Genomic DNA, 19,368 nt, shown 5'->3' on the forward strand with positions numbered 1-19,368 from the left:
GGCCGTCGCCGCCTCGGCGCCAGCGCGATCAGCAGGTTCGACGGGCGGGCCCTGAGGTGCCGAGCAGGCAGAACGGTCGGCCACCTCGGACCCGCTCGTACTTGGCCAGGGTGCGGGCCACCGCGAGTGGGACGGCCGCGAGGCAGCCGGTCACCAGGCTGCGCGCGGCGAGTCCCCCTCGCCCGGACGCTCGCCGACGGTGATCGGCACCGAGGTGACCGCGCCGTCGGTGAGGCCGACCTGGTAGGCACGCCACTCGTGCGTGTACAGGAGGTGCTCACCGGTCCCGTCGACGGTGAAGCGCAGGGTCAGCGAGGCGTCGTGCGGCAGCTCCGGGCGGGCCAGGACCTGCGCCGGTCCGCCTGTCACGGGGACGCGTTCGACGGTGTGCCCGGAGGCGTAGATCAGCGCGCTGCCGTCGGGGGTGTGGGCGAGCGACTCGATCGGCGTGGCGCCCGTGGCGTTCTTGATGATCTGGTACGTGGTGCCGTCCGGGTCGGCGGCCAGGCGGGTGAGGTCGAGCGAGGCGATGGCCCGGCGACCCAGCACGTAGGCGAGCGAGCGGCCGTCCGGAGCCCAGGACAGGCTGCCCAGCATCGGGTGCGTCATCGTCCTCCAGTCGCGGCGCCGGCCGGTGGCGACGTCGAGCACGGAGATCTTGGCGCCGCCTCCGATGAGCGGCGTGGCGTAGGCCAGCCGGGTGCCGTCGGCGCTGAGGGCGAGGTCCTGGACCACCCTGAGGTCGTCGGGGTCGGTCTGCGTGATAGCCACCGGCCTCCCGGGGCGCCCGTCCTCGCCGAGGCGTACCAGGAAGAAGCGGATCTCCGGACTCTTCGGCTCCGTCCAGCCGGCGATGGCGAACGTCCGGTTGTCCCGGGCGGCGGCCACGAGCTGCCAGGAGCTGGAGATACCGGGCGGCAGCGGGATGTTCGCGATGAACGCCCCGGTCGCGGCGTCGTGCACGGCGGGCGGCACCGGCGTGAAGACGCCGGTCTTGGAGTTGCCGGGGAAGTGGACGAGCGGAGTTCGCGCGGAGACGAAGAACCGGGGCCGGCCCGTCGCCGGCAGGGGCGCTCCGGTCGCCATCGGCTCGGTCAGGGAGGTTGCCAGGGGGAACGGGTGCCGTACGGGACCCGAGGACGTCATGTGCGAGGGCCGTGGCGGGAGCAGCGTGGCCGACGGCTGCGGCGGGGACGCCGGTGGCCGGGTCGCGCCGACCAGCGACACCCGGTCGGCGGCCGGATCGGCGCAGCCGGCGACCAGGACGGCCAGGACCAAGCCCGCCAGCGTGGCGGACGCACGGGCACGGGAGGACATGCGTTGATCATCGTATGAAAACGGCTTCTTGCCCAACCGCGGCGCCATACGGAGGGAGACGGTGGGGTCGCCCAGGTGGTGGACGCGTCCCGACGGCTCGGCACCATCGCGGAACTCGGGAGGCGGCACGATCCGGCGTCGTCCTGCATCTGCCGCACAGGTCATGACCCCGGTGCGGCGCCATGCAGGCTCACGCGGCCGGTCACCTCGTCGCCGGCGGTTCGGGGGAGAAGCAGCGTGGGGATCGCCAGGAGCGCCAGGATGATCGAGAGGAGGACGAACGCCACCCGGTACGGCCCGGCGGCGCCCGCCACCCCGGGTACCGCCTCGCCCAGCCGTACGAGCAGCGCGCCGATCGCCACGCCGAGGCCCGCGCCCAATTCCTGCAGCGTCGACAGCAGCGTGTTGGCGTGGTTCATCCGGTCCTGGCCGACGTCGGCGAAGGCCACGCTGTTGTACGCGGTGAACCCCGTCGACCGTACGATCCCGCTCACCAGCAGCAGCACGAGGATGACGGGCAGCGGCGTCGTGGGTTCGAGGAACGCCATCCCCACCAGGCACGCGGCGCCGATCACGATCGACCAGAGCAGGACGGTACGGATCCCGAGCCGGCGCATCAGCGGCGTGGTGGCGGGCTTGATCCCGACGTTCCCCACGAACAGTGCGATCACCACCAGCCCGGCCTGCGCCGCCGACCAGCCGAACCCCACCTGGAACAGCAGCGGCAGCACGAAGGGGACCGCGATGATCACGCCGCGATAGACCGACCCGCTCGCCGCCGTGGTCCGGAACGTCGTCACCCGCAGGATCCGCAGGTCGACGATCGGGCGTGGAGCGCGCAGCAGGTGCCGTACCGCCAGCCCCAGACCGGCGGCGGCGACCACCAGCGCCACCGCCGTCGACGGGGTGAAGCCGGAGCCGAGCCCCTCCAGCGCCACGATCAGCCCGGCGACGCCCACCGCCATGAGGGCGAACCCGGCGCGGTCCAGCGGGTCACGGGCGTCGGCGCGCAGGTCGGGCACGATCCGCAGCGCCACGACCAGCGCCGCCAGCCCGAGCGGCACGTTGATCACGAAGATCCACCGCCAGGACGCGTAGTCGGCCAGCAACCCGCCGACGACCGGCGCCAGCACCGGCGCGAGCAGGGCCGGCCAGGTCAGGTACGCGATCGCCCGGACCAGATCGGACTTCTCCGTCGTCCGCAGCACCACCAGCCGCCCGACCGGCACCATCAGCGCCCCGCCCGCCCCCTGCACCACCCGCGCGGCGGTGAGCGCGGGCAGCGTCGGGGCCAGCGCGCAGCCGAGCGAGGCCAGCACGAACAGCACGATCGCCACCGTGAACACCCGGCGCGGGCCGAACCGGTCGGCCAGCCAGCCGCTGATCGGGATCAGCACCCCGATGGTCAGCACGTACGCGGTGATCGCGACGTTGACGTCGATCGGCGCGATCCCGAGCTCCGCGGCGATATGCGGCGCGGCGGGCGTGATCACCGTGCCGTCGAGTATCTCCATGAAGAACGTGCCGGCGACCAGTAAGGCCAACCCTCTCTGGAATTCCACGTCGGCAAGGGTATAGACGGCACAAAACCGGATATTCCCCACCCTCCCATCGCTGCGGGGAGACGAACGCGTAGAAAGGAGGATGTGAACCGATCGGAAGTGCCGTTACTCGCCACGTTCGTGGTCATGGGCCTCGCGGTGACCGCGGCGCTCACCACGCTGGTGCTGGGCGGACCGGACGAACCTGCCCCGCCTGTCGTCCCCCTTCCGGCGACGGTCGCGCCGTCCTTCTCGAAGGCCGACGTCGTCACGATGCCTGAGCTGTGGTTCAAGGAGGCGGACGACGCGCGCGCGGAGATCGCCGCGCTCGGGTTCACCGCGAAGGTCATGAGGTTGAACCCCGAGGGGATCGCCGATCCGAAGGAGTGGGTCGTGGCCGGCCAGTCTCCGGGGCCGGGAACCTGGCTCTCGAGCGCCGTGCCGATCCTCCTGCACGTCGTCCCCGAGGAGACGGTGTCACGGCGCCCGGCTCCGTGAACTTCGAGATCCGGCGCCGGTCAACTGCCCGCTGACGGGAGCACGGCGACGGCTTCGACCTCGACGAGCTGGTCCTGGTAGCCGAGCACGGTCACGCCGAGCAAGGTGCTGGGCACGTCGTGCCCGCCCATGTACTCCCGGTAGACCTTCCAGACCGTGCCCAGGTCGCTCTGCCGGGAGGAGGCCACGTAGACCGTGGTCTTGACGACATCGGTCAGCGACGCGCCCGCCCCTTCGAGCGCGGTCACGAGGTTGCGCATCACCTGATGAGCCTGGCCGGCGTAGTCGCCGACCGCGACGGTCGTACCGTCGAGATCGAGGGGACACGCGCCGGCCACCCAGACAGAACGCACCGGCGCGTCCGCGACCGCGGCATAGGCGTACTCCACCTGCTGCGTGAGCTGGTCGTTGCGGATCAATCTGACGCTGCTGCTCATTTCAAGCTCCATTCCGGGGATTATCGGGGCCAGCTCGGCGAGCGGCCCAGGATTGCCACGATCTCATCCAGTCGCGACCCGTCCGACCACGGGAGCGCCGGCGCGAAGGCCGCCCCGGGCGCGAGGCGCGCCTGGCCGCCGGGTACGGCTCGCGCCACGGCGAGCGCGGCCTCCAGCAGGTCCGGCGGGAAGTCGACCTCGACGTCCAGCGCCTTGGCCAGATCCCAGGAATGCACCACGTAGTCGATGAAGTGGAAGCTGATCGCCTGCGCCCCGGGGAAGGCGCTCCCGCTGGTGAACTCGGGCAGCGGGAACCTCCGCTCCAGCACGCCGGCGGCGGCGAAGGCCGCCATGACGTGTTCGGCCGAGGCCCGGTAGCTCGCCACCGGGTCCTCGCCGAGGGAACGAAGCTTCCACCCGGCGAGATCGCCGTCTCCCCTGGAGGCCGCGGCGAAGCCGTAGTGCTGCGTGGCCATGTGCGCGAGCAGGCCGTACACGGTCCATCCGAGGCAGGGCGTCGGACGGGACAGATCGGCGGGCCGCACCCGATCCGCCAGCTCGACGCTGGCGCGCACGGCCTGCGCGTCGAGCGCGACCAGGTCGCCCTTCGTCAGGAGCTCATTAATATGCATTCGCATATGATCTGCAAGTGCTTATCATCTGTCAACCGGATACCTTGGACCTGTGACGGCCCGCCCCGACCTCGCCGAGATGATGCATCCTCTCCTGCAGTCGCTCATCGCGGCCGAGCTGCCGGTGCTGGCGGCGCACGGGGTCTCCATGTGGGGCTACGCCGTGCTGGGCGCCCTCGACGACGGCTCCGTACGTACCCAGGCCGCTCTGGCCGAAGCGATCGGCGCCGACAAGACCCGCATCATCGGCACCCTCGACAAGCTGCAGGCGGCCGGGCTGATCACCCGCGACCCCGACCCGCGCGACCGCCGCGCGCGGATCCTCACGATCACCGCCGAGGGCCGCGCGGTGCGCAGATCGGTGCGGACCGAGATCCAGGCCAACGAGGAGCGCCTGCTCGCCCGCCTGCCCGAGGCCGACCGGCACGGTTTCCTCCGCGCCCTGCAGGCGCTCCACCAGCTGCCCCGCGAGCAGATCACCGAGAGGTCTCCGCTCGACCGGCGGCCCACCCAGCGATCGAACGCGGCCCACGACCGCCGAGGAGCGGCCGATCAGCTGGGCTGACCGGTGGGCATGATGGTGACCTGCTGAAGGTTCACCCGCGGCGGGAGGCTCGCGAGGAACCCGACGGTCTGGGCGACGTCCTGCGGCGTGAGCCACTCCATCGTCTCCCTGGCGCCCTCCAGCCACGCCCGGGCCCCCTCGTCGGTGACGTGACTCTGCAGCTCGGTCGCGACGATGCCCGGCTCGATCGCGGAGACCCGTACCTTCTTCGCGCCCAGCTCGACCCGCAGGTGGCGGGAGAGATGGGTGACATACGCCTTGGTGCCGGAGTAGACGGCGAAGTTCGGGAAGATGTTCTGGGCCGCGATCGACGAGGTGTTGATCAGGTCGGCCACCCCGCGCTCGGCGGCGGCCTTCACCAGCTGAGGAGTGAACGCGGCGATGGCGTTCATCAGACCGGTGACGTTGAGGTCGATCTGGCGCTGCCACTGGGCGGTGGCCAGCTCCTCGATCGGCGCGGGGAGCATGACGCCCGCGTTGTTGAACAGCAGGTCGGCGCCGCCCAGCTCGGCCGCCACCCGGTCGGCGGCCGCTTGTACCGCCGCCGCGTCGGTGACGTCGACGGCCAGGGCCAGCGCCCGGCCGCCGTTCTTCTCGATCCGGGCGACCAGGCCGTCCAGCCGCTCGGCGCGCCGCGCCAGGACGACGACACGGGCGCCCAGCTCGGCCAGGTGCTCGGCCGCCGCCTCGCCGATGCCGCTGGAGGCGCCGGTGACGACCGCGACGCGGCCGGTGAGGGGACGGGCGGAAATCTGCGTGGTCATGGTGCGTACCTTCCGAAGTGCGGTGAGATCAGCGGGGGCCGCGGCGCGCATCGCCGCGAGCTCCCTCATCAGGACACCACCCGCCAGGCACTCGCAGACCGTCACAACGGGCCCGGACCAGGCAGGTCTCCGCGAAACTGGTACTGTCAGGGCCACCCTGGTGAAGACCGGGCATGCCAGGCTTGGCCACACTGGAGACATGGACCGAAGCAGCGAGATCGCCGACTTCCTGCGCTCACGGCGCGCCGCGATCACCCCCGAAGGGGCCGGGCTGCCCTTCGACGGGCGCACCCGCCGGGTGCCCGGGCTGCGCCGCGACGAGGTGGCCCGCCTGGCCGGGGTCAGCACCGAGTACTACACCCGGCTCGAGCAGGGCCGCGGCGGCTCCCCGTCACCCGAGGTCGTCGAGGCGCTCGCCCGGGCCCTGCAGCTCAACCCCTCCGAGCGCGAGCACCTCACCAACCTGCTGGTCCGCCCCGCCGACGCGCGCCGGGCGCCGGTCAGCCCGCAGCGGGTCAGGCCGGGCCTGCACCTGATGCTGCACACCCTCGAGCACGTGCCCGCCTTCATCCTCGGCCGGCGCACCGACGTCCTGGCCTCCAACCGCCTCGCCCGCGAGGTGCTGACCGACTTCGACGCCCTGCCCGCGCCCCGGCGGAACCTGGCCCTCTACTACCTGCTGGACCCCCAGGCGCGCGAGAGGGTCGGCGACTGGGCGCGGATCGCCGCCGAGACCGTCGCCGTCCTGCGGCTGGAGGCCGGCCGCCATCCCCACGACCGCCAGCTGGCCGACCTCGTCGGCGAGCTCACCCTGAAGTCACCCGAGTTCTCCACCTGGTGGAACGACCACCGCGTGCTGCGCCGCACCCACGGCGCCAAGACCTACCACCACCCCCTCGTCGGCGACCTCCACTTCTCCTACGAGTCCTTCCAGACACCCGGCGACGTCGACCAGACCCTGTGCGTCTACAACGTCGAACCGGGCTCGGCCACCGCCCAGGCTCTTCAGCTTCTCACCAGCTGGACGGCGCCGCAGCAGCAGGCACACCCCCGGCCCGAGCCCCACACCCCGACCACGGGAGCGCCATAACTCACCGGGGCATGTCGTACGCGCGGGCGGCCCCGGAGCGTCAGGTGAGTGCCGCGGAGATCCAGTCGGCCGCCGCCGCCAGCCAGTCGGGGCGGGCGTTGCCGAGCAGGTGATCGCCGTGCGGGATGTGCAGGTACTGCCCATGTGGTGCCAGGCGGGCCAGCGGCTCGCCGTCGGTCACGCCGGGGATGACGTCCTGGCCGCCGTCCACCACCAGCAGCGGGCAGGCGATCCGCGGGGCGAGGGAGGACAGATCCACCTGGCCGGCGAAGCGGCGGGCCGCTTCCTCCCCGGCGGCGCGTTGGACGAGCAGGTCTCGTACGAGGGGCGGCAGGCCGTCCCAGTGCAGGCGGAAGGGGCCGCTGACGGCGACGGCGGCCGCGACGCGGGGTTCGCGGGCGGCGCTTTCCGCGACGTAGTAGCCACCGAGGCTGAGCCCGAAAAGTCCCACTCGCTCGGCGCCGAGCGCGTCGATGACCTGACCGATGACGCGGTGGTAGTCGGCGCGGACAGCGGTGGTGGCCGCGAGCACGCCCTGTCCCGGCCCGTCCATGGCGAACACGGCCATGCCCCGGCACAGCAGGGCGTCGATCACATCGTGGAACTCCTCCTTGCTGGAGTCCAGGCCCGGGACCACCACCGTGACAGCGGCGGCGCCGGCCGAGCCGCGCAGCCAGCCGGCGAAGCCCGGCCCCTCGATCCGGCGCGCCACCGGCTCCAGCAGGTCCAGTGCCCGGCCCATGGCGGTGTCCGCCTCGGCGGCCGCGAGCGCGCGCTCGGCGTTCGGCCCCAGGGTGGCGAAGTGGAACCAGCGCGCCGCCACCTGGAGGTGCCGGCCTGCCGAGATCGCGGTGGACGCCCGCCCGGCACGCGCCAGATGCCCGCGCGCGGCCCGCATGAGGGCCTCGCCCCACTGCTCCAGGTCGGCCAATTCGCCCGTGACACGCAGGTACTCGTGCGGGTCCAGCCCGGCTCCGGTCGCGCGCGACAGGTTGGCGGCGGCGAAGTCGGCGGCGCTCATCGTGGCGCTCATCGTGGTGCTCCGATCGTCAGTACGGCCTTGCCGCGGATGCGGCGTTCCCGAAGGTCGATCAGGATCTCGGCGGTCCGGCTCCAGTCGGCGCGACGGCCGATCTCCGGGTGCAGCCGGCCACCGGCCACCAGGCGTACCAGCGTGGCCAGGTCGGGACCGTACGGCGCGCCCGCGTAGTGGAAGTGCCGGATCACCGCGTTCTCGGGCCCGGCGAGCAGGTCGAAGAAATCCACCGTCGCCGGCGTACGGCCGGCCTGGCCGAACCAGATCAGCGTGCCACCCGGCACCAGCCGGGCCAGCGCGGCCGCCGGCGCGCCGCCACCGGTGGACTCCAGCACCACGTCGAACGGCCCCTCCGCCGCACCCACGTCGTGCACGATCGCCACGGCACCCAGCTCACGCAGGCGCGCGCCGCGCTCCGCCGTCGCGGTCACCGCGGTCACCTCCGCCCCGGCCGCGGCGGCGATCTCGGTCAGGTAGTGCCCGACCCCGCCGGAGGCGCCGGTCAGCAGCAGCCGCCTGCCTGTCACGGCGCCGGCCGCGCGGAGCAGCCGGAGCGCGGTGATCCCGGCCAGCGGCAGGGCGGCCGCCTGGACCGCGGTGACCTCGTCGGGCAGGACGGCGATCGAGTGGGTGGGCACGGTCGCGTACTCGGCCCAGCCGCCCATCGGCGGATGGCCCACGACCCGGGTGCCGGCGGGCGGCCCCGAGCCGTCGGCGGCAGCCTGCACGACCAGGCCGGCGACGTCCTTCCCCGGCAGCAGGCCGGGTTTCGGGGCTTCCAGCAGGAACGTCTCCCCGCGATTCGGCGCGAACGCCTCGACCTTGACCAGCACCTCGTCCGGGGCGGGCACCGGCTGGGCGTCCTGGGCGAACTCCACCGGCCGCGCCGCCTCCCCGGTAGGGATCAATCTACGCATGCGGCAATGAAACCGGCATCCGGCTCGCGTGATCCAACAACGGGCGCGACAGGCTGACAACCATCGGTTGTCGCCTAAGGTGACAGGCGTGGACCTCGACCTGGCGCAGGTGCGCGCGTTCGTGCTGGCGGCCGAAGAGCTGCACTTCGGCCATGCGGCCGAGGAACTGTCCATCTCCCAGCAGGCGCTCTCCAAGCGGATCGCCCGCCTGGAGTCCAGGCTCGGCATGCGCCTGCTCGACCGCGGCGGCCAGGGGGTGCGGCTCACCGAGGCGGGGCGGCGCTTCCTGGAGCCCGCCCGGCAGGCGCTGGCCGCCGCGGACGTGGCGGTGGCGACGGTGCTGGACGCGCACCGCCCGCTGCGGATCGACGTGTGGGGTCACCTGTACGCGCCCATGCGCACGGTGGCGCAGGTGGCGACCGGCGAGCCCCGGCTGGAACCGGGGCACGGCCGCGACCTGCCCTCGGTGATCGCGGGGCTGCTGCACGGCGACATCGATGCCGCCTTCGGCCGCGTCCACGCGCCGCTGCCCGCCGGGCTGACGCATCGCCTGGTACGGCTGGAGCCCGTGGACGTCATCCTCAGCGTGGACCACCCGCTGGCGGACGCGCCGGAGATCCGCCCGTCGCAGTTGCGCGACAGCGTGCTGTGGACTCCTGGGGCGCTGCACCGGCTGGACTTCCTGCACCGATTCGCGGAGTCCTTCGGCATCGCCGACCGTGCCGAGGGCACGAACCTGGGACTGGACCACTTCCTGGCCGATCTGGCCGCCGACGCGCGCCGCTTCAGCCTGCTGCCCGCGGACGTGCCTCTGCCGCATGGCCCGGCGATCCGCTCGGTCCCGCTGGTGCGCCCCACGCCCCTGTACGCCTGGTCGCTGCTCTGGCGCGGCGACGACGGTCATCCGTTGCTGAGGGCCCTGGTGAGCGCCTTCGTGGCGGAGGCCGAGCGGAACCGGTGGCTGGAATACGACCCCGTCCGCGACTGGCTGCCCGAACCCCACCCGCCGCCAGGGTCAGGGCGAAGCGTCTGAAGGTTCGGCGTGGTGCTTGCGCAGGCGCCAGGCGGCCTGGGCGCCCAGGCTGGTGTCGATGTGCTCATGCATGACGGCCGCGGCCGACTCCGCGTCGCCCGCGATGACGTACTCCAGCAGGGCCTCGTGCTCGGCGGCCTTGCGGTCGCGGGCCGCCTGGCCGCGCTCGACCTCCAGGGCGAGGCGGCGGTAGCGGTCGGCCTTGTCCCACAGGCCGTCGAGGGTCTGGATGAGCAGATCGTTGTGGGAGGCCGAGTAGAGGGCGGCGTGGAACCTGCGGTGGGCCACGAGCTGCTCGTAGTCAGGGTTGCCGGGCAGCGGCTTGAGGCCCTCGTGGGCGGCGCGCATGGCGGCGATGTCGGCCTTGGTGCGCCGTTCGGCCGCCAGCCCGATCGCCAGCGGGTCGAGGGAGCGGCGCAGCTCCAGCAGGTCGCGGGCCTCCTCCGCGGCCAGGGGGGCCACGCGGGCGTCGCGGTGGGCGTCCAGCTCGACCAGCCCCTCGCTCTTGAGCCGGCGCAGCGCCTCGCGCAGGGGAGTGGTGCTGATGCCGATGTCGCGGGCGAGCTGCGCCTGCGCGATGACGGAGCCGGGAAGCAGCTTCCCGGACAGGATCAGCTCCTTGACGCGCAGATAGGCATAGTCCGCCTTCGTCGTGTAGAGCTCGGCCGCTGATTCGCTCATCGCTGTCCTGTCTCGTCGGTGACCGTTATAACCTACACCGTCACCCGGACCTGTCGGCAAGAGTGGGGACATCTCATCAGCGGCTCAGAGCACCGGATTGTGGCCGCTATAAGGCATCTAAGAGGCTCTTCGCGTTACATTCCGGAAACGAGGGCTTGACGTCATAGGTTATAACGAAGCAGAGTGTGCGGCATCGCAGGCGACGGCTGGTCGGTCGCGCCTGGTCTAGGAGGAAGCACATGACCACCTTCCACCCCACGTTCCGCGCCCTGGGCGTCGCCGTACTCGCACTCGGCCTCCTCACGGCCTGCGGCGGTGGAGGCAGTGACGGAGACGCGGCGGCGAAACAGCCGCCGCCGAACTCGATCGCGACGGGACAGGCCCCGTCCTACTACCCGAGCGAGTACGCCCAGCTCATCGAGGCGTCCAGGAAGGAGGGCGGCACCCTCACCATCTACTCCAACACCGACCAGGAGAACTGGGCGCCGATCTTCCGCGACTTCGAGAAGAAGTACCCCTGGGTGACGAAGATCGCCGCCAACAACCTGGACAGCGACGAGGTGTTCCAGCGGGTGCTCAGCGAGCAGGCCACCGGCAACTCGCCCGCCGACCTGGTCGTGTCGAACGCCGCCCAGGCATGGGCCGACTTCGCCGCCCGGCCGGGAACCCTGATGGAGTACGCCTCGCCGGAGAAGGGCAAGCTGCCGGACTTCGGCGAGCTGCTGCCCAACGTGTACGCCATGTCCGCCGACCCCCTGGCGATCGCGTACAACACCTCGCTGCTGCCCGAGAAGCCGACCGGGCTGAAGAGCCTGGCGGCGATCATCGCCAAGGACCCCGCCCAGTACAAGAACAAGATCACCACCCGGGACGTGAGCGGCGCGTTCGGCTTCACCGTCTCGCACGCCTTCGCCGAGGCCCGCCCCGACGCCTGGACCTCGCTGCAGTCGGTGCTGCCGCTGGCCAGGCCGGAGACGTCGTCCGGCACCCAGCTGGAGAAGATCACCTCCGGCGAGTACGTGGCCGGCTTCTTCGTCAGCGCCGCCCCGGCCTACCCGGTGGTGGCCAAGAGCGGCGGGCTGCTGGCGATCTCCTTCCTCGACGACGGCACGGTCGTGCTGCCGCGCGGCATCGGCATCGCCGCCAAGGCGCCGCATCCGGCGACCTCGAAGCTGTTCGTGGACTTCGTGCTGTCGCAGGAGGGCCAGCGGGCGGTGGCCGAGGGCGGGCTGACCTCCTACCGCGACGGCGTCGCGACCGGCGACGGCCTGCACACCTACCAGGAGCTGGTCCAGGCCGTCGGCCAGCCCAACATCATCCTCGCCAAGTACGCGAAGGTCCCCGACGCCGAGGTCAAGTCGTTCACCGCCAAGTGGAACGGCCTGCTCGGCCGCTGAGAGGAACCCGATGACCACCCTTTCCCCGCCGCGTCCGCCGGCGCACCCACCGCCGCGCTACCGCAGGCCGCTGGGGCTGGCCCGGGAGAGCTGGCTGCAGTACGCCGTGCTGCTCCTGCTGGCGGCCCTGGTGCTGGCGCCGGTCGTCCCGACGCTCTACCAGTCCTTCCTCGACCGCCCCCTGTACGAGGCGGGCGGCGTGCTCGGCGCCGGCAACTACGTGCGGCTGTTCACCGAGGCGGGATTCGGCCGCGTCGTGCTCAACACGGCGCTGTTCGCGGGGCTGACCACCGTGCTCAGCCTGCTCATCGCGGTGCCGATGGCCGTGGTCGTGGTGCGCACCAAGCTGCCCGGCGGCCGCGTGTTCGCCGCCGCCATGCAGTGGCCGTTCTTCATCTCCTCGCTCATCCTCGGCTTCGGCTGGATCACCATGTACGGCCCGGCCGGGTTCGTCAGCGTCGAGGTACGCCGCCTGCTCGGCTTCCTGCCGTGGAACCTCTACTCCATCCCCGGCATGGCGCTGACCGAGGCCGTGGCGCTGGCCCCGATCGTCTACACCTTCTGCGCCGGCGCGCTGCGCCAGAGCGACGCCTCGCTGGAGGCCGCCGCCCAGGTGTGCGGGGCCGGGCCGCTGCGCATCCTGCGCTCGGTGATCCTGCCGCTGCTGCGCCCGCCCGTCGTCTACAGCTCGATCCTGGTGGTCAGCATGTCGGTGGAGACGCTGAGCGTGCCGCTGCTGTTCGGCCAGCCGGTGCGCATCGACGTCTTCTCCACCTTCCTGTACCGCAACGGCCTGCAGTCCATCAATCCGGACTACGGGGTGCTGGGCGCGGCGTCCGCGATCATCCTGCTGGTCACCGTCAGCCTGGTCGCGCTGCAGGCCAAGCTGCTGAAGAACGCCCAGCGGTTCGTCTCCGTCCGCGGCAAGGCGACCCGCCCGCGCCCCCTGGACCTCGGCCGGCTGAAGTGGATCAGCATGGCCGCCATCGCCTTCTACGTGGTGATGGGCGCCCTGGTGCCGATCGGCGGGCTGGTCTTCCGCTCCTTCACGCAGGTGTTCACGCCGCTGCAGTCGCCGTTCAAGACCCTCACCGGGGACAACTACGAGCGGATCTTCACCTATCCGGTCTACGTGCAGTCCATCGTCAACAGCCTGCTGGTCGCGGCGATCGGCGCGGTCCTGGTCAGCGCGCTGTCGCTGGTGGCGGTCATGGTGGCCAGGCGCTCGACCTTCCGCTTCGCCCGCGCGGTGGAGTATCTGGCGCTCGCCCCGCAGGCCATGCCCGGCATCATCGTCGGCATCGGCCTGTTCTGGGCGCTGGCCTTCGCCCCGTTCGGGCTGGGCACCCTGATCCAGGGCACGCTGTGGGCGCTGATCATCGGTTTCGGGTTGCGCGCGCTGCCCAGCGGGTTCGGCTCCATCTCGCCGTCGATCATGCAGATCGGCCGGGAGCTCGACAACGCCGCCCGGGTCTCCGGCGCCGACTGGGTGCGTACGTTCACCCGCATCCTGGCGGCCCTGCTGCGGCCGGCCTTCGCCGGGGCACTGATCCTGACGTTCGTCACGCTGCTCAAGGAATACTCGCCCGCGGTGTTCCTGGGCTCGGCCGACTCCAACATCATCGGCACGACCATGCTCGAGCTGTGGGTGCAGGGCAACACCGGCTCCGTGGCCGCGCTGGCCAGCCTGCAGATCGCCATCACGGCGACGTTCGTCGGGCTCGCCGGACTACTTCTCAAGGGGCGTAAAGATGCCTGAGGTCAAGGTCGCCAACCTGTCCAAGCAATTCGGGGACAACGCCGTCCTGCGTGACATCTCCTTCACCATCGCCGACGGCGAGTTCTTCACGCTGCTCGGCCCCAGCGGCTGCGGCAAGTCCACCACCTTGGCGTGCATCGCCGGCCTGGAGCGGCCGACCGCCGGCAGCATCGCGGTCGGCCCGGCCACGTTCGTCGACGCCGGCACGTTCGTGCCGCCCGAGGGGCGCAACCTCGGGATGGTGTTCCAGTCGTACGCGCTGTGGCCGCACATGACGGTCGCCCAGAACCTGGCCATGCCGCTCAGGATCCGCAAGGTGGACCGGCGCACGCAGGACGAGCTCATCACCGAGGCGCTCGGCAAGGTGGGCCTGGCCGAGCTGAAGGACCGCTACCCGCACCAGCTGTCCGGCGGCCAGCAGCAGCGCGTCGCCCTGGCCCGCGCCCTGGTCTACTCGCCCAGCGTGCTGCTGCTGGACGAGCCGCTGTCCAACCTGGACGCGCAGCTGCGCGAGCAGGCCCGCGCCTGGCTCAAGCGGCTGCAGGAGGAGCTCGGCATCACCACCGTGTACGTCACCCACGACCAGGAGGAGGCCCTGGCCCTGAGCGACCGCATCGCGGTGATGTCCAGGGGCGACATGGTGCAGATAGGCACCCCGAAAGAGATCTACGAGACCCCCGCGACCGCCGAGGTGGCCGCGTTCGTCGGCCGCTGCAACTTCCTCACCGGCACCATGACCGGCCCGGCGGAGGTGCGGCTCGACTGCACCGGGCAGACCGTCACCGTCCCGGAGGGCGCCGCGCCGGGCGGGCGCGTCACCGTGGCCGTCCGCCCCGAACGGCTGGAGATCCTCCCGCCCGGCCGCAGCGCCCCCGCCGACGTGAACGTGCTCACCGCCGAGGTGCTCACCAGCTCCTACATCGGCTCCCGCTACGAGTACGACCTGCGCCTGGGCGACCACGTCATCCAGGCCGAGACCGCCCGCCCGGGGCTGAGCGGCGAGGTCACGCTCGTCGTCGAGCCCGACTCCTGCCTGCTCTACCCGACCACCGACGCCCTGCCCGAGGACGTCGCAGCACTCGTAAGGACGTAAATTTCGTGACTTCCTACCGTCTTGGCGTACTCGAAGGCGACGGCATCGGCCCCGAGATCGTCCCCGCGTCCGTCCTGGTCGTGGACGCCGCGCTGGCCGCCGCCGGCGCCTCGCCCGCCGAGTGGGTGGACCTGCCCCTGGGCGCCGCGGCCATCGACACGCACGGCGACGCCGTACCGGAGTCGACGCTGACCGCCCTCGAAGGGCTGGACGCCTGGCTGCTCGGCCCGCACGACAGCGCCGCCTACCCCGAGCCGCACCGCTCCAAGCTCAACCCCAGCGGCACCATCCGCAAGCGCTTCGACCTGTTCGCCAACATCCGCCCGGCCAAGTCCTTCGACGGCGCCGACGCCGTCGTCCCCGGCACCGACCTGGTCATCGTCCGGGAGAACACCCAGGGCTTCTACGCCGACCGCAGCACCTACAAGGGCAGCGGCGAGTTCATGCCCAGCCCCGACGTGGCCATCGCCATGGGCATCATCACCCGGCCCGCCGTCGAGCGGATCGCCGTCGAGGCGTTCGAGCTCGCCTCCCGCAGGCGCGGCAGGCTCACGATCGTCCACAAGGCCAACGTGCTGAAGCTGACCACCGGCATGTTCCGCGACGTCTGCCGCGAGGTCGCCGCACGCTATCCGGACGTGGCCGTGGACGACTTCCACATCGACGCGATGACCGTGCACCTGGTGCGGCGGGCGGACGACTTCGACGTGATCGTCACCGAGAACATGTTCGGCGACATCCTGTCCGACCTGGCCGGCGAGATCGCCGGATCGCTCGGCATCGCCCCGTCCATCAACGCCTCCCACGAGCGCGCCATGGCCCAGGCCGCGCACGGCTCCGCCCCCGACATCGCCGGCCGGGACGTCGCCAACCCCATCGCGATGATCCTGTCCAGCGCCATGCTGCTCGACTGGCTCGGCGCCCGCCACCAGGACCCCGCCCTGGTCCAGGCCGCCGCCCTGATCGAGACGGCGGTGGCCGGCACCGTCCGGGGCGGCACCCGTACCCGGGACATGGGCGGCACGGCGGGCACCCGGGCGTTCGCCGAGGCCGTGGCCGCCGGCGTGAAGCGATGAACCCGACGATCGCGGTCGTCAACGCCACCCCGGCCTCCATGCGGCCCGCCGCCGACGGGCTCGGCGAAGGGTTTCCCGAGGCCAGGGCCTGGCACCTCCTGGACGACCGGCTCGTCACCGAGGCCGACGCGGCCGGCGGCATGACACCCGCGCTGACGCGCCGCATGCTCGCCCTCATCGACTACGCGGTCCGCGGCGGCGCCGACGCGGTGCTGCTGTCCTGCTCGATGTACGGCCCGGCCGCCGGGCTCGCCCAGCGGCTGCACGAGGTGCCGGTGACGGGCTCGGACGAGGCCATGTTCGCCGACGTCGCCCGCCGGCGGCCCGGGACCGTGCTCGTGCTCGGCTCGCTCGGCTCCGCGGCGGCGGACTCGGCCCGGCGGCTCAGCGAGGTGGCGGGCGGCGTCGAGGTGCGCGCGATCGCGGCGCCGGGAGCCGTGGCCGCGGCCGCCGCCGGCGACTGGCCGGACCTGACCGACGCGCTCGCGCGGGCCGCCGCGCCCGGCCTCGACGGCGTCGAGCTGGTCCTGCTCGGGCAGTACTCGATCAGCCCGGTGCGCGCCGAGCTGGCCGACCGGCTCGGCCTGCCGGTGCTGAGCCCGCCGCTGGCGGCGGCCCGGGCGTTGCGCGAGGCGCTGGCATGAGCCCGTCGCTGGGCTGCGTGGCCGACGACTACACCGGCGGCACCGACGTCGCCGCCGCATTGCGCCGGTCGGGCCTGCGTACGGTGCTGATCTTCGGCGTCCCCGGGCCCGCGACCGTGCTCCCGGACAGCGACGCCGTCGTGGTCGCGCTCAAGACGCGCTCGATCCCGGCCGAGGAGGCGGTCGCCGCGTCGCTCGCCGTTCAGCGGTGGCTTCGCGAGCGAGGGGTCCGCCGCCTGTACTTCAAGTACTGCTCCACCTTCGACTCCACCGACCAGGGCAACATCGGCCCGGTCGCCGACGCGCTGACCGAGGCGGCCGGGGCCGGCCTGACCGTGGTGTGCCCGGCCGCTCCCGAGCACCGCCGCACCGTCTACCAGGGGCACCTGTTCGTCGGCGACCGGCTGCTGTCGGAGTCGTCGATGCGCCACCACCCGCTGACGCCGATGACGGACCCCGACCTGGTCCGCGTCCTGGGACGGCAGACCCCGCACCGCGTCGCGCTGGTCGCGCACGAGACGGTCCGGCGCGGAGCCGGCGCGGTGCGCGCGGCACTCGACGCGCTGCGGTTCCAGGGCGTCCGGTACGCCGTCACCGACGCCCTCGACGACCGCGACCTCGACGTCATCGCCCGCGCCAGCGCGCACCTGCCCGTCATCACGGGCGCGGCGGGGCTGGCCGGAGCCTTGGAGACCGCCCGGCACGAACAGGCCATGCCCGCCCTCCCCACGGGACCGGGGATCGTGCTCGCGGGCAGCTGCTCGGCCGCCACGCTGGAGCAGGTGGCCCTGGCCCGCCGGCACCTGCCCTCCCACCGGCTGCGCGCCGGGCGGGACGGGCTGGTCGAGGAGGCCCTCGGCTGGCTGGAGGCCACCCTCGCGGAGCAGGGTCGCGCCATGGTCTACTCCTCGGCGCCCCCCGAGGAGCGCTCGCCTGGCGCGGCCGGGCTGCTGGAGCGGGCGCTGGCGGCCGTCGCCGCCCGCGCCGCCCGGCTCGGCGCCCGGCGCATCGTCGTCGCCGGCGGCGAGACCTCCGGCGCCGTGGTCAACGCGCTCGGCGTGACCGGGGCGGTGGTGGGCGCCGAAGCCGACCGGGGAGTCCCCTGGCTGCTCACCACCGGCGACCCGAGCCTGGCCCTGCTGCTCAAGTCCGGCAACTTCGGCCGTCCCGACCTGCTCGTCACAGCTCTGGAAGCACCATGACCGATATTTCCTCGCAGATCGCGGAGCTGGGCGCGTCCCTGTTCCACCGGCGGCTGACGCACGGCCGTACCGGCAACCTCAGCGCCCGCGCCGGCGATGCCTTCCTCATCACCCCTACCGGCGGCTCGCTCGGCGACGTCTCGCCCGGCCGGCTGTCGCTGGTCAGCCTGGCGGGCGAGCACCTGGACGGGCCGCGCCCGTCGAAGGAGGCCTTCCTGCACGCCGCCCTCTACCGCGCCCGCCCGGACGCCGGCGCGGTCGTCCACCTGCACAGCACGTACTCCGTCGCCGTGTCCTGCCACGACGGCCTCGACCCGGACGACGTGCTGCCGCCGCTGACCGCCTACTACGTGATGCGCGTCGGGCGGCTGCCGCTGCTGCCGTACCACGCGCCCGGCGACCCGGCGCTGGGGCCGATCGCCGAACGGGCCGCCCGCACCGCGCACGCGCTGCTGCTGGCCAACCACGGGCCCATCGCCGCCGGCGCCGACCTCGCCGCCGCCGCGGACGTCGTCGAGGAGCTGGAGGAGACGGCGCGGCTGTGGCTGCTGCTGCGCGACCGCCCCGTCCGGCCGCTCACCCCCGAACAGATCAGGAGCCTGTCGTGATCCCCGCCTCCCAGCTGACCTCCTTCGGGATCGAGGTCCTGACCTCGCTCGGCGTCCCCGAACCCGACGCGCGGCTGGTGGCCGACAGCCTGGTCACGGCCGACGCGTGGGGCCACCCCTCGCACGGCATGCTGCGCCTGGAGTGGTACGCCGACCGCCTGCGCTCCGGTGCCATGCGCGCGGTGACCGAGGTGGCCACCGTGCTCGACGGCGGCGCCGTCGCCGTCCTCGACGGCCGCGACGGCATCGGCCAGGTCGTCACCGCGTACGCGGCCCGCGACGCCGTACGCCGCGCCGGCGAGCACGGCGTGGGCGTGGTCGCGGTCCGCGACAGCAACCATTTCGGCACCGCCGCCTACTTCACCCGCATGATCGCCGCCGAGGGCTGCGTCGCCCTGCTGACCACCAACGGCAGCCCCGCCATGGCCCCGTGGGGCGGCCGGGAGAAGAGCGTGGGCGCCAACCCGTGGTCCATCGCGGTGCCCGGCGGCCGGCGCGGCCCGGTCGTGCTCGACATCGCCAACACCGTCGTCGCCCGGGGCAAGATCTACGCCGCGCTCGAACGCGGGCACGCCATCCCCGAGGGCTGGGCCCAGACGGCGGACGGCGTCCCCACCACGGATCCCGCCCTGGCCGTCGGCGGGCTCATCCTGCCCATGGCCGGGCACAAGGGGTACGGCATCTCGTTCATGATGGACGTGCTGTCGGGCGTGCTGACCGGCAGCTCGTACGCCACCGACGTGGCCGGCCCGTACGTGCCCGACCGCCGCAGCGGCTGCGGCCACCTGCTGCTCGCGCTGCGCCTCGACGCCGTGGCCGACCCCGCCGGCTACGCCCGCCGCCTCGACGACCTCATCGACCGCACCAAGGCCGTGCCGCTCGCGCCCGGCTTCGACGAGATCTTCTATCCCGGCGAGATCGAGGCCCGCAACGCCGGCGAGGCGGCCCTGGCCGGAGTGCGCCTGCCCGGCAAGACCCTCCAGGGCCTGCGCCGGCTCGCGCAGGCGTGCGCCGTCCCGCAACCCGCCTGGATGAACGCGTGTTCGTCGTGACCGGGCAGCGCAACCCCTTCTGCCAT

General features: G+C 72.7%; 20 protein-coding genes. 12 read left to right on the forward strand and 8 right to left on the reverse strand.

What is annotated here, in order from left to right:
* Nucleotides 1-150: 150 nt before the first annotated feature.
* Nucleotides 151-1,317, reverse strand: a complete 1,167-nt coding sequence (locus HD596_RS39710; protein ID WP_185074600.1) for a TolB family protein — start codon at nt 1,315-1,317, stop codon at nt 151-153.
* Nucleotides 1,318-1,478: 161 nt separating this feature from the next.
* A complete protein-coding gene (locus tag HD596_RS39715; protein ID WP_221519722.1) occupies nt 1,479-2,879 on the reverse strand; it encodes an MFS transporter in 1,401 nt (466 codons plus the stop codon).
* 84 nt (nt 2,880-2,963) lie between these two features.
* On the opposite strand from HD596_RS39715, the gene HD596_RS39720 reads away from it, so the two are divergent.
* Nucleotides 2,964-3,356 carry a PASTA domain-containing protein gene (locus HD596_RS39720; RefSeq protein WP_185074601.1) on the forward strand — a complete coding sequence of 131 codons (393 nt, stop codon included), beginning with the start codon at nt 2,964-2,966 and terminating at the stop codon, nt 3,354-3,356.
* Nucleotides 3,357-3,376: 20 nt separating this feature from the next.
* On the opposite strand, the gene HD596_RS39725 is transcribed toward HD596_RS39720, so the two are convergent.
* On the reverse strand, nt 3,377-3,793 hold the full coding sequence (locus tag HD596_RS39725) for a RidA family protein (RefSeq protein ID WP_185074602.1): 417 nt from the start codon (nt 3,791-3,793) through the stop codon (nt 3,377-3,379).
* Between the two features lie 20 nt (nt 3,794-3,813).
* On the reverse strand, nt 3,814-4,425 hold the full coding sequence (locus tag HD596_RS39730; protein ID WP_221519723.1) for a TIGR03086 family metal-binding protein: 612 nt from the start codon (nt 4,423-4,425) through the stop codon (nt 3,814-3,816).
* Nucleotides 4,426-4,477: 52 nt separating this feature from the next.
* Here HD596_RS39730 and HD596_RS39735 point away from each other — a divergent pair, with 52 nt between their 5' ends.
* Nucleotides 4,478-4,990, forward strand: coding sequence for a MarR family winged helix-turn-helix transcriptional regulator (locus HD596_RS39735; protein WP_313046182.1), 513 nt, complete (start codon nt 4,478-4,480; stop codon nt 4,988-4,990).
* Here HD596_RS39735 and HD596_RS39740 read toward each other — a convergent pair.
* Entirely contained in the window at nt 4,978-5,754 is a 777-nt protein-coding gene (locus tag HD596_RS39740) for an SDR family oxidoreductase (protein WP_185074604.1), read from the reverse strand. The genes HD596_RS39735 and HD596_RS39740 overlap by 13 nt on opposite strands.
* A 199-nt stretch (nt 5,755-5,953) precedes the next feature.
* Between HD596_RS39740 and HD596_RS39745 the strand changes: the two genes are divergently transcribed.
* Nucleotides 5,954-6,844, forward strand: a complete 891-nt coding sequence (locus HD596_RS39745) for a helix-turn-helix transcriptional regulator (RefSeq protein WP_185074605.1) — start codon at nt 5,954-5,956, stop codon at nt 6,842-6,844.
* A 40-nt stretch (nt 6,845-6,884) separates the two neighbouring features.
* On the opposite strand, the gene HD596_RS39750 is transcribed toward HD596_RS39745, so the two are convergent.
* Together HD596_RS39750 and HD596_RS39755 are read right to left on the reverse strand one after the other, a co-directional pair.
* Nucleotides 6,885-7,877: an alpha/beta fold hydrolase gene (locus HD596_RS39750; RefSeq protein WP_246555172.1), complete on the reverse strand. Its 993-nt coding sequence runs from the start codon at nt 7,875-7,877 to the stop codon at nt 6,885-6,887.
* Nucleotides 7,874-8,797: a zinc-binding dehydrogenase gene (locus tag HD596_RS39755; RefSeq protein ID WP_185074606.1), complete on the reverse strand. Its 924-nt coding sequence runs from the start codon at nt 8,795-8,797 to the stop codon at nt 7,874-7,876. The genes HD596_RS39750 and HD596_RS39755 overlap by 4 nt, the downstream gene beginning before the upstream one ends.
* Nucleotides 8,798-8,885: 88 nt before the next feature.
* Here HD596_RS39755 and HD596_RS39760 point away from each other — a divergent pair, with 88 nt between their 5' ends.
* Nucleotides 8,886-9,830 (forward strand): LysR family transcriptional regulator, encoded by a 945-nt coding sequence (locus HD596_RS39760; protein WP_185074607.1) that lies wholly within the window; start codon nt 8,886-8,888, stop codon nt 9,828-9,830.
* On the opposite strand, the gene HD596_RS39765 is transcribed toward HD596_RS39760, so the two are convergent.
* Entirely contained in the window at nt 9,813-10,511 is a 699-nt protein-coding gene (locus tag HD596_RS39765; protein ID WP_185074608.1) for a GntR family transcriptional regulator, read from the reverse strand. The genes HD596_RS39760 and HD596_RS39765 overlap by 18 nt on opposite strands.
* 239 nt (nt 10,512-10,750) lie before the next feature.
* Between HD596_RS39765 and HD596_RS39770 the strand changes: the two genes are divergently transcribed.
* From HD596_RS39770 to HD596_RS39805, 8 genes are read left to right on the forward strand one after another with little or no spacing between them, the layout of a single operon-like run.
* Complete coding sequence (locus tag HD596_RS39770) at nt 10,751-11,908, forward strand: ABC transporter substrate-binding protein (RefSeq protein ID WP_185074609.1); 1,158 nt, start codon at nt 10,751-10,753, stop codon at nt 11,906-11,908.
* Nucleotides 11,909-11,918: 10 nt separating this feature from the next.
* The gene (locus HD596_RS39775) at nt 11,919-13,667 is read left to right on the forward strand and encodes an ABC transporter permease (protein ID WP_185074610.1); all 1,749 of its coding nucleotides are present in this window, start codon (nt 11,919-11,921) and stop codon (nt 13,665-13,667) included.
* On the forward strand, nt 13,660-14,760 hold the full coding sequence (locus HD596_RS39780; protein ID WP_185074611.1) for an ABC transporter ATP-binding protein: 1,101 nt from the start codon (nt 13,660-13,662) through the stop codon (nt 14,758-14,760). Before HD596_RS39775 ends, HD596_RS39780 begins: the two co-directional genes overlap by 8 nt.
* 5 nt (nt 14,761-14,765) lie before the next feature.
* Complete coding sequence (locus HD596_RS39785; protein WP_185074612.1) at nt 14,766-15,836, forward strand: isocitrate/isopropylmalate dehydrogenase family protein; 1,071 nt, start codon at nt 14,766-14,768, stop codon at nt 15,834-15,836.
* The gene (locus HD596_RS39790) at nt 15,833-16,480 is read left to right on the forward strand and encodes an aspartate/glutamate racemase family protein (RefSeq protein ID WP_185074613.1); all 648 of its coding nucleotides are present in this window, start codon (nt 15,833-15,835) and stop codon (nt 16,478-16,480) included. The genes HD596_RS39785 and HD596_RS39790 overlap by 4 nt, the downstream gene beginning before the upstream one ends.
* Entirely contained in the window at nt 16,477-17,682 is a 1,206-nt protein-coding gene (otnK, locus tag HD596_RS39795; protein ID WP_185074614.1) for a 3-oxo-tetronate kinase, read from the forward strand. Before HD596_RS39790 ends, otnK begins: the two co-directional genes overlap by 4 nt.
* Nucleotides 17,679-18,290, forward strand: a complete 612-nt coding sequence (gene otnC / locus HD596_RS39800; RefSeq protein ID WP_185074615.1) for a 3-oxo-tetronate 4-phosphate decarboxylase — start codon at nt 17,679-17,681, stop codon at nt 18,288-18,290. The genes otnK and otnC overlap by 4 nt, the downstream gene beginning before the upstream one ends.
* Nucleotides 18,287-19,342: an Ldh family oxidoreductase gene (locus HD596_RS39805; RefSeq protein WP_185074616.1), complete on the forward strand. Its 1,056-nt coding sequence runs from the start codon at nt 18,287-18,289 to the stop codon at nt 19,340-19,342. Before otnC ends, HD596_RS39805 begins: the two co-directional genes overlap by 4 nt.
* Nucleotides 19,343-19,368: the final 26 nt, after the last annotated feature.

The organism is Nonomuraea jabiensis, from assembly GCF_014204795.1.
GTDB lineage: Bacteria > Actinomycetota > Actinomycetes > Streptosporangiales > Streptosporangiaceae > Nonomuraea > Nonomuraea jabiensis.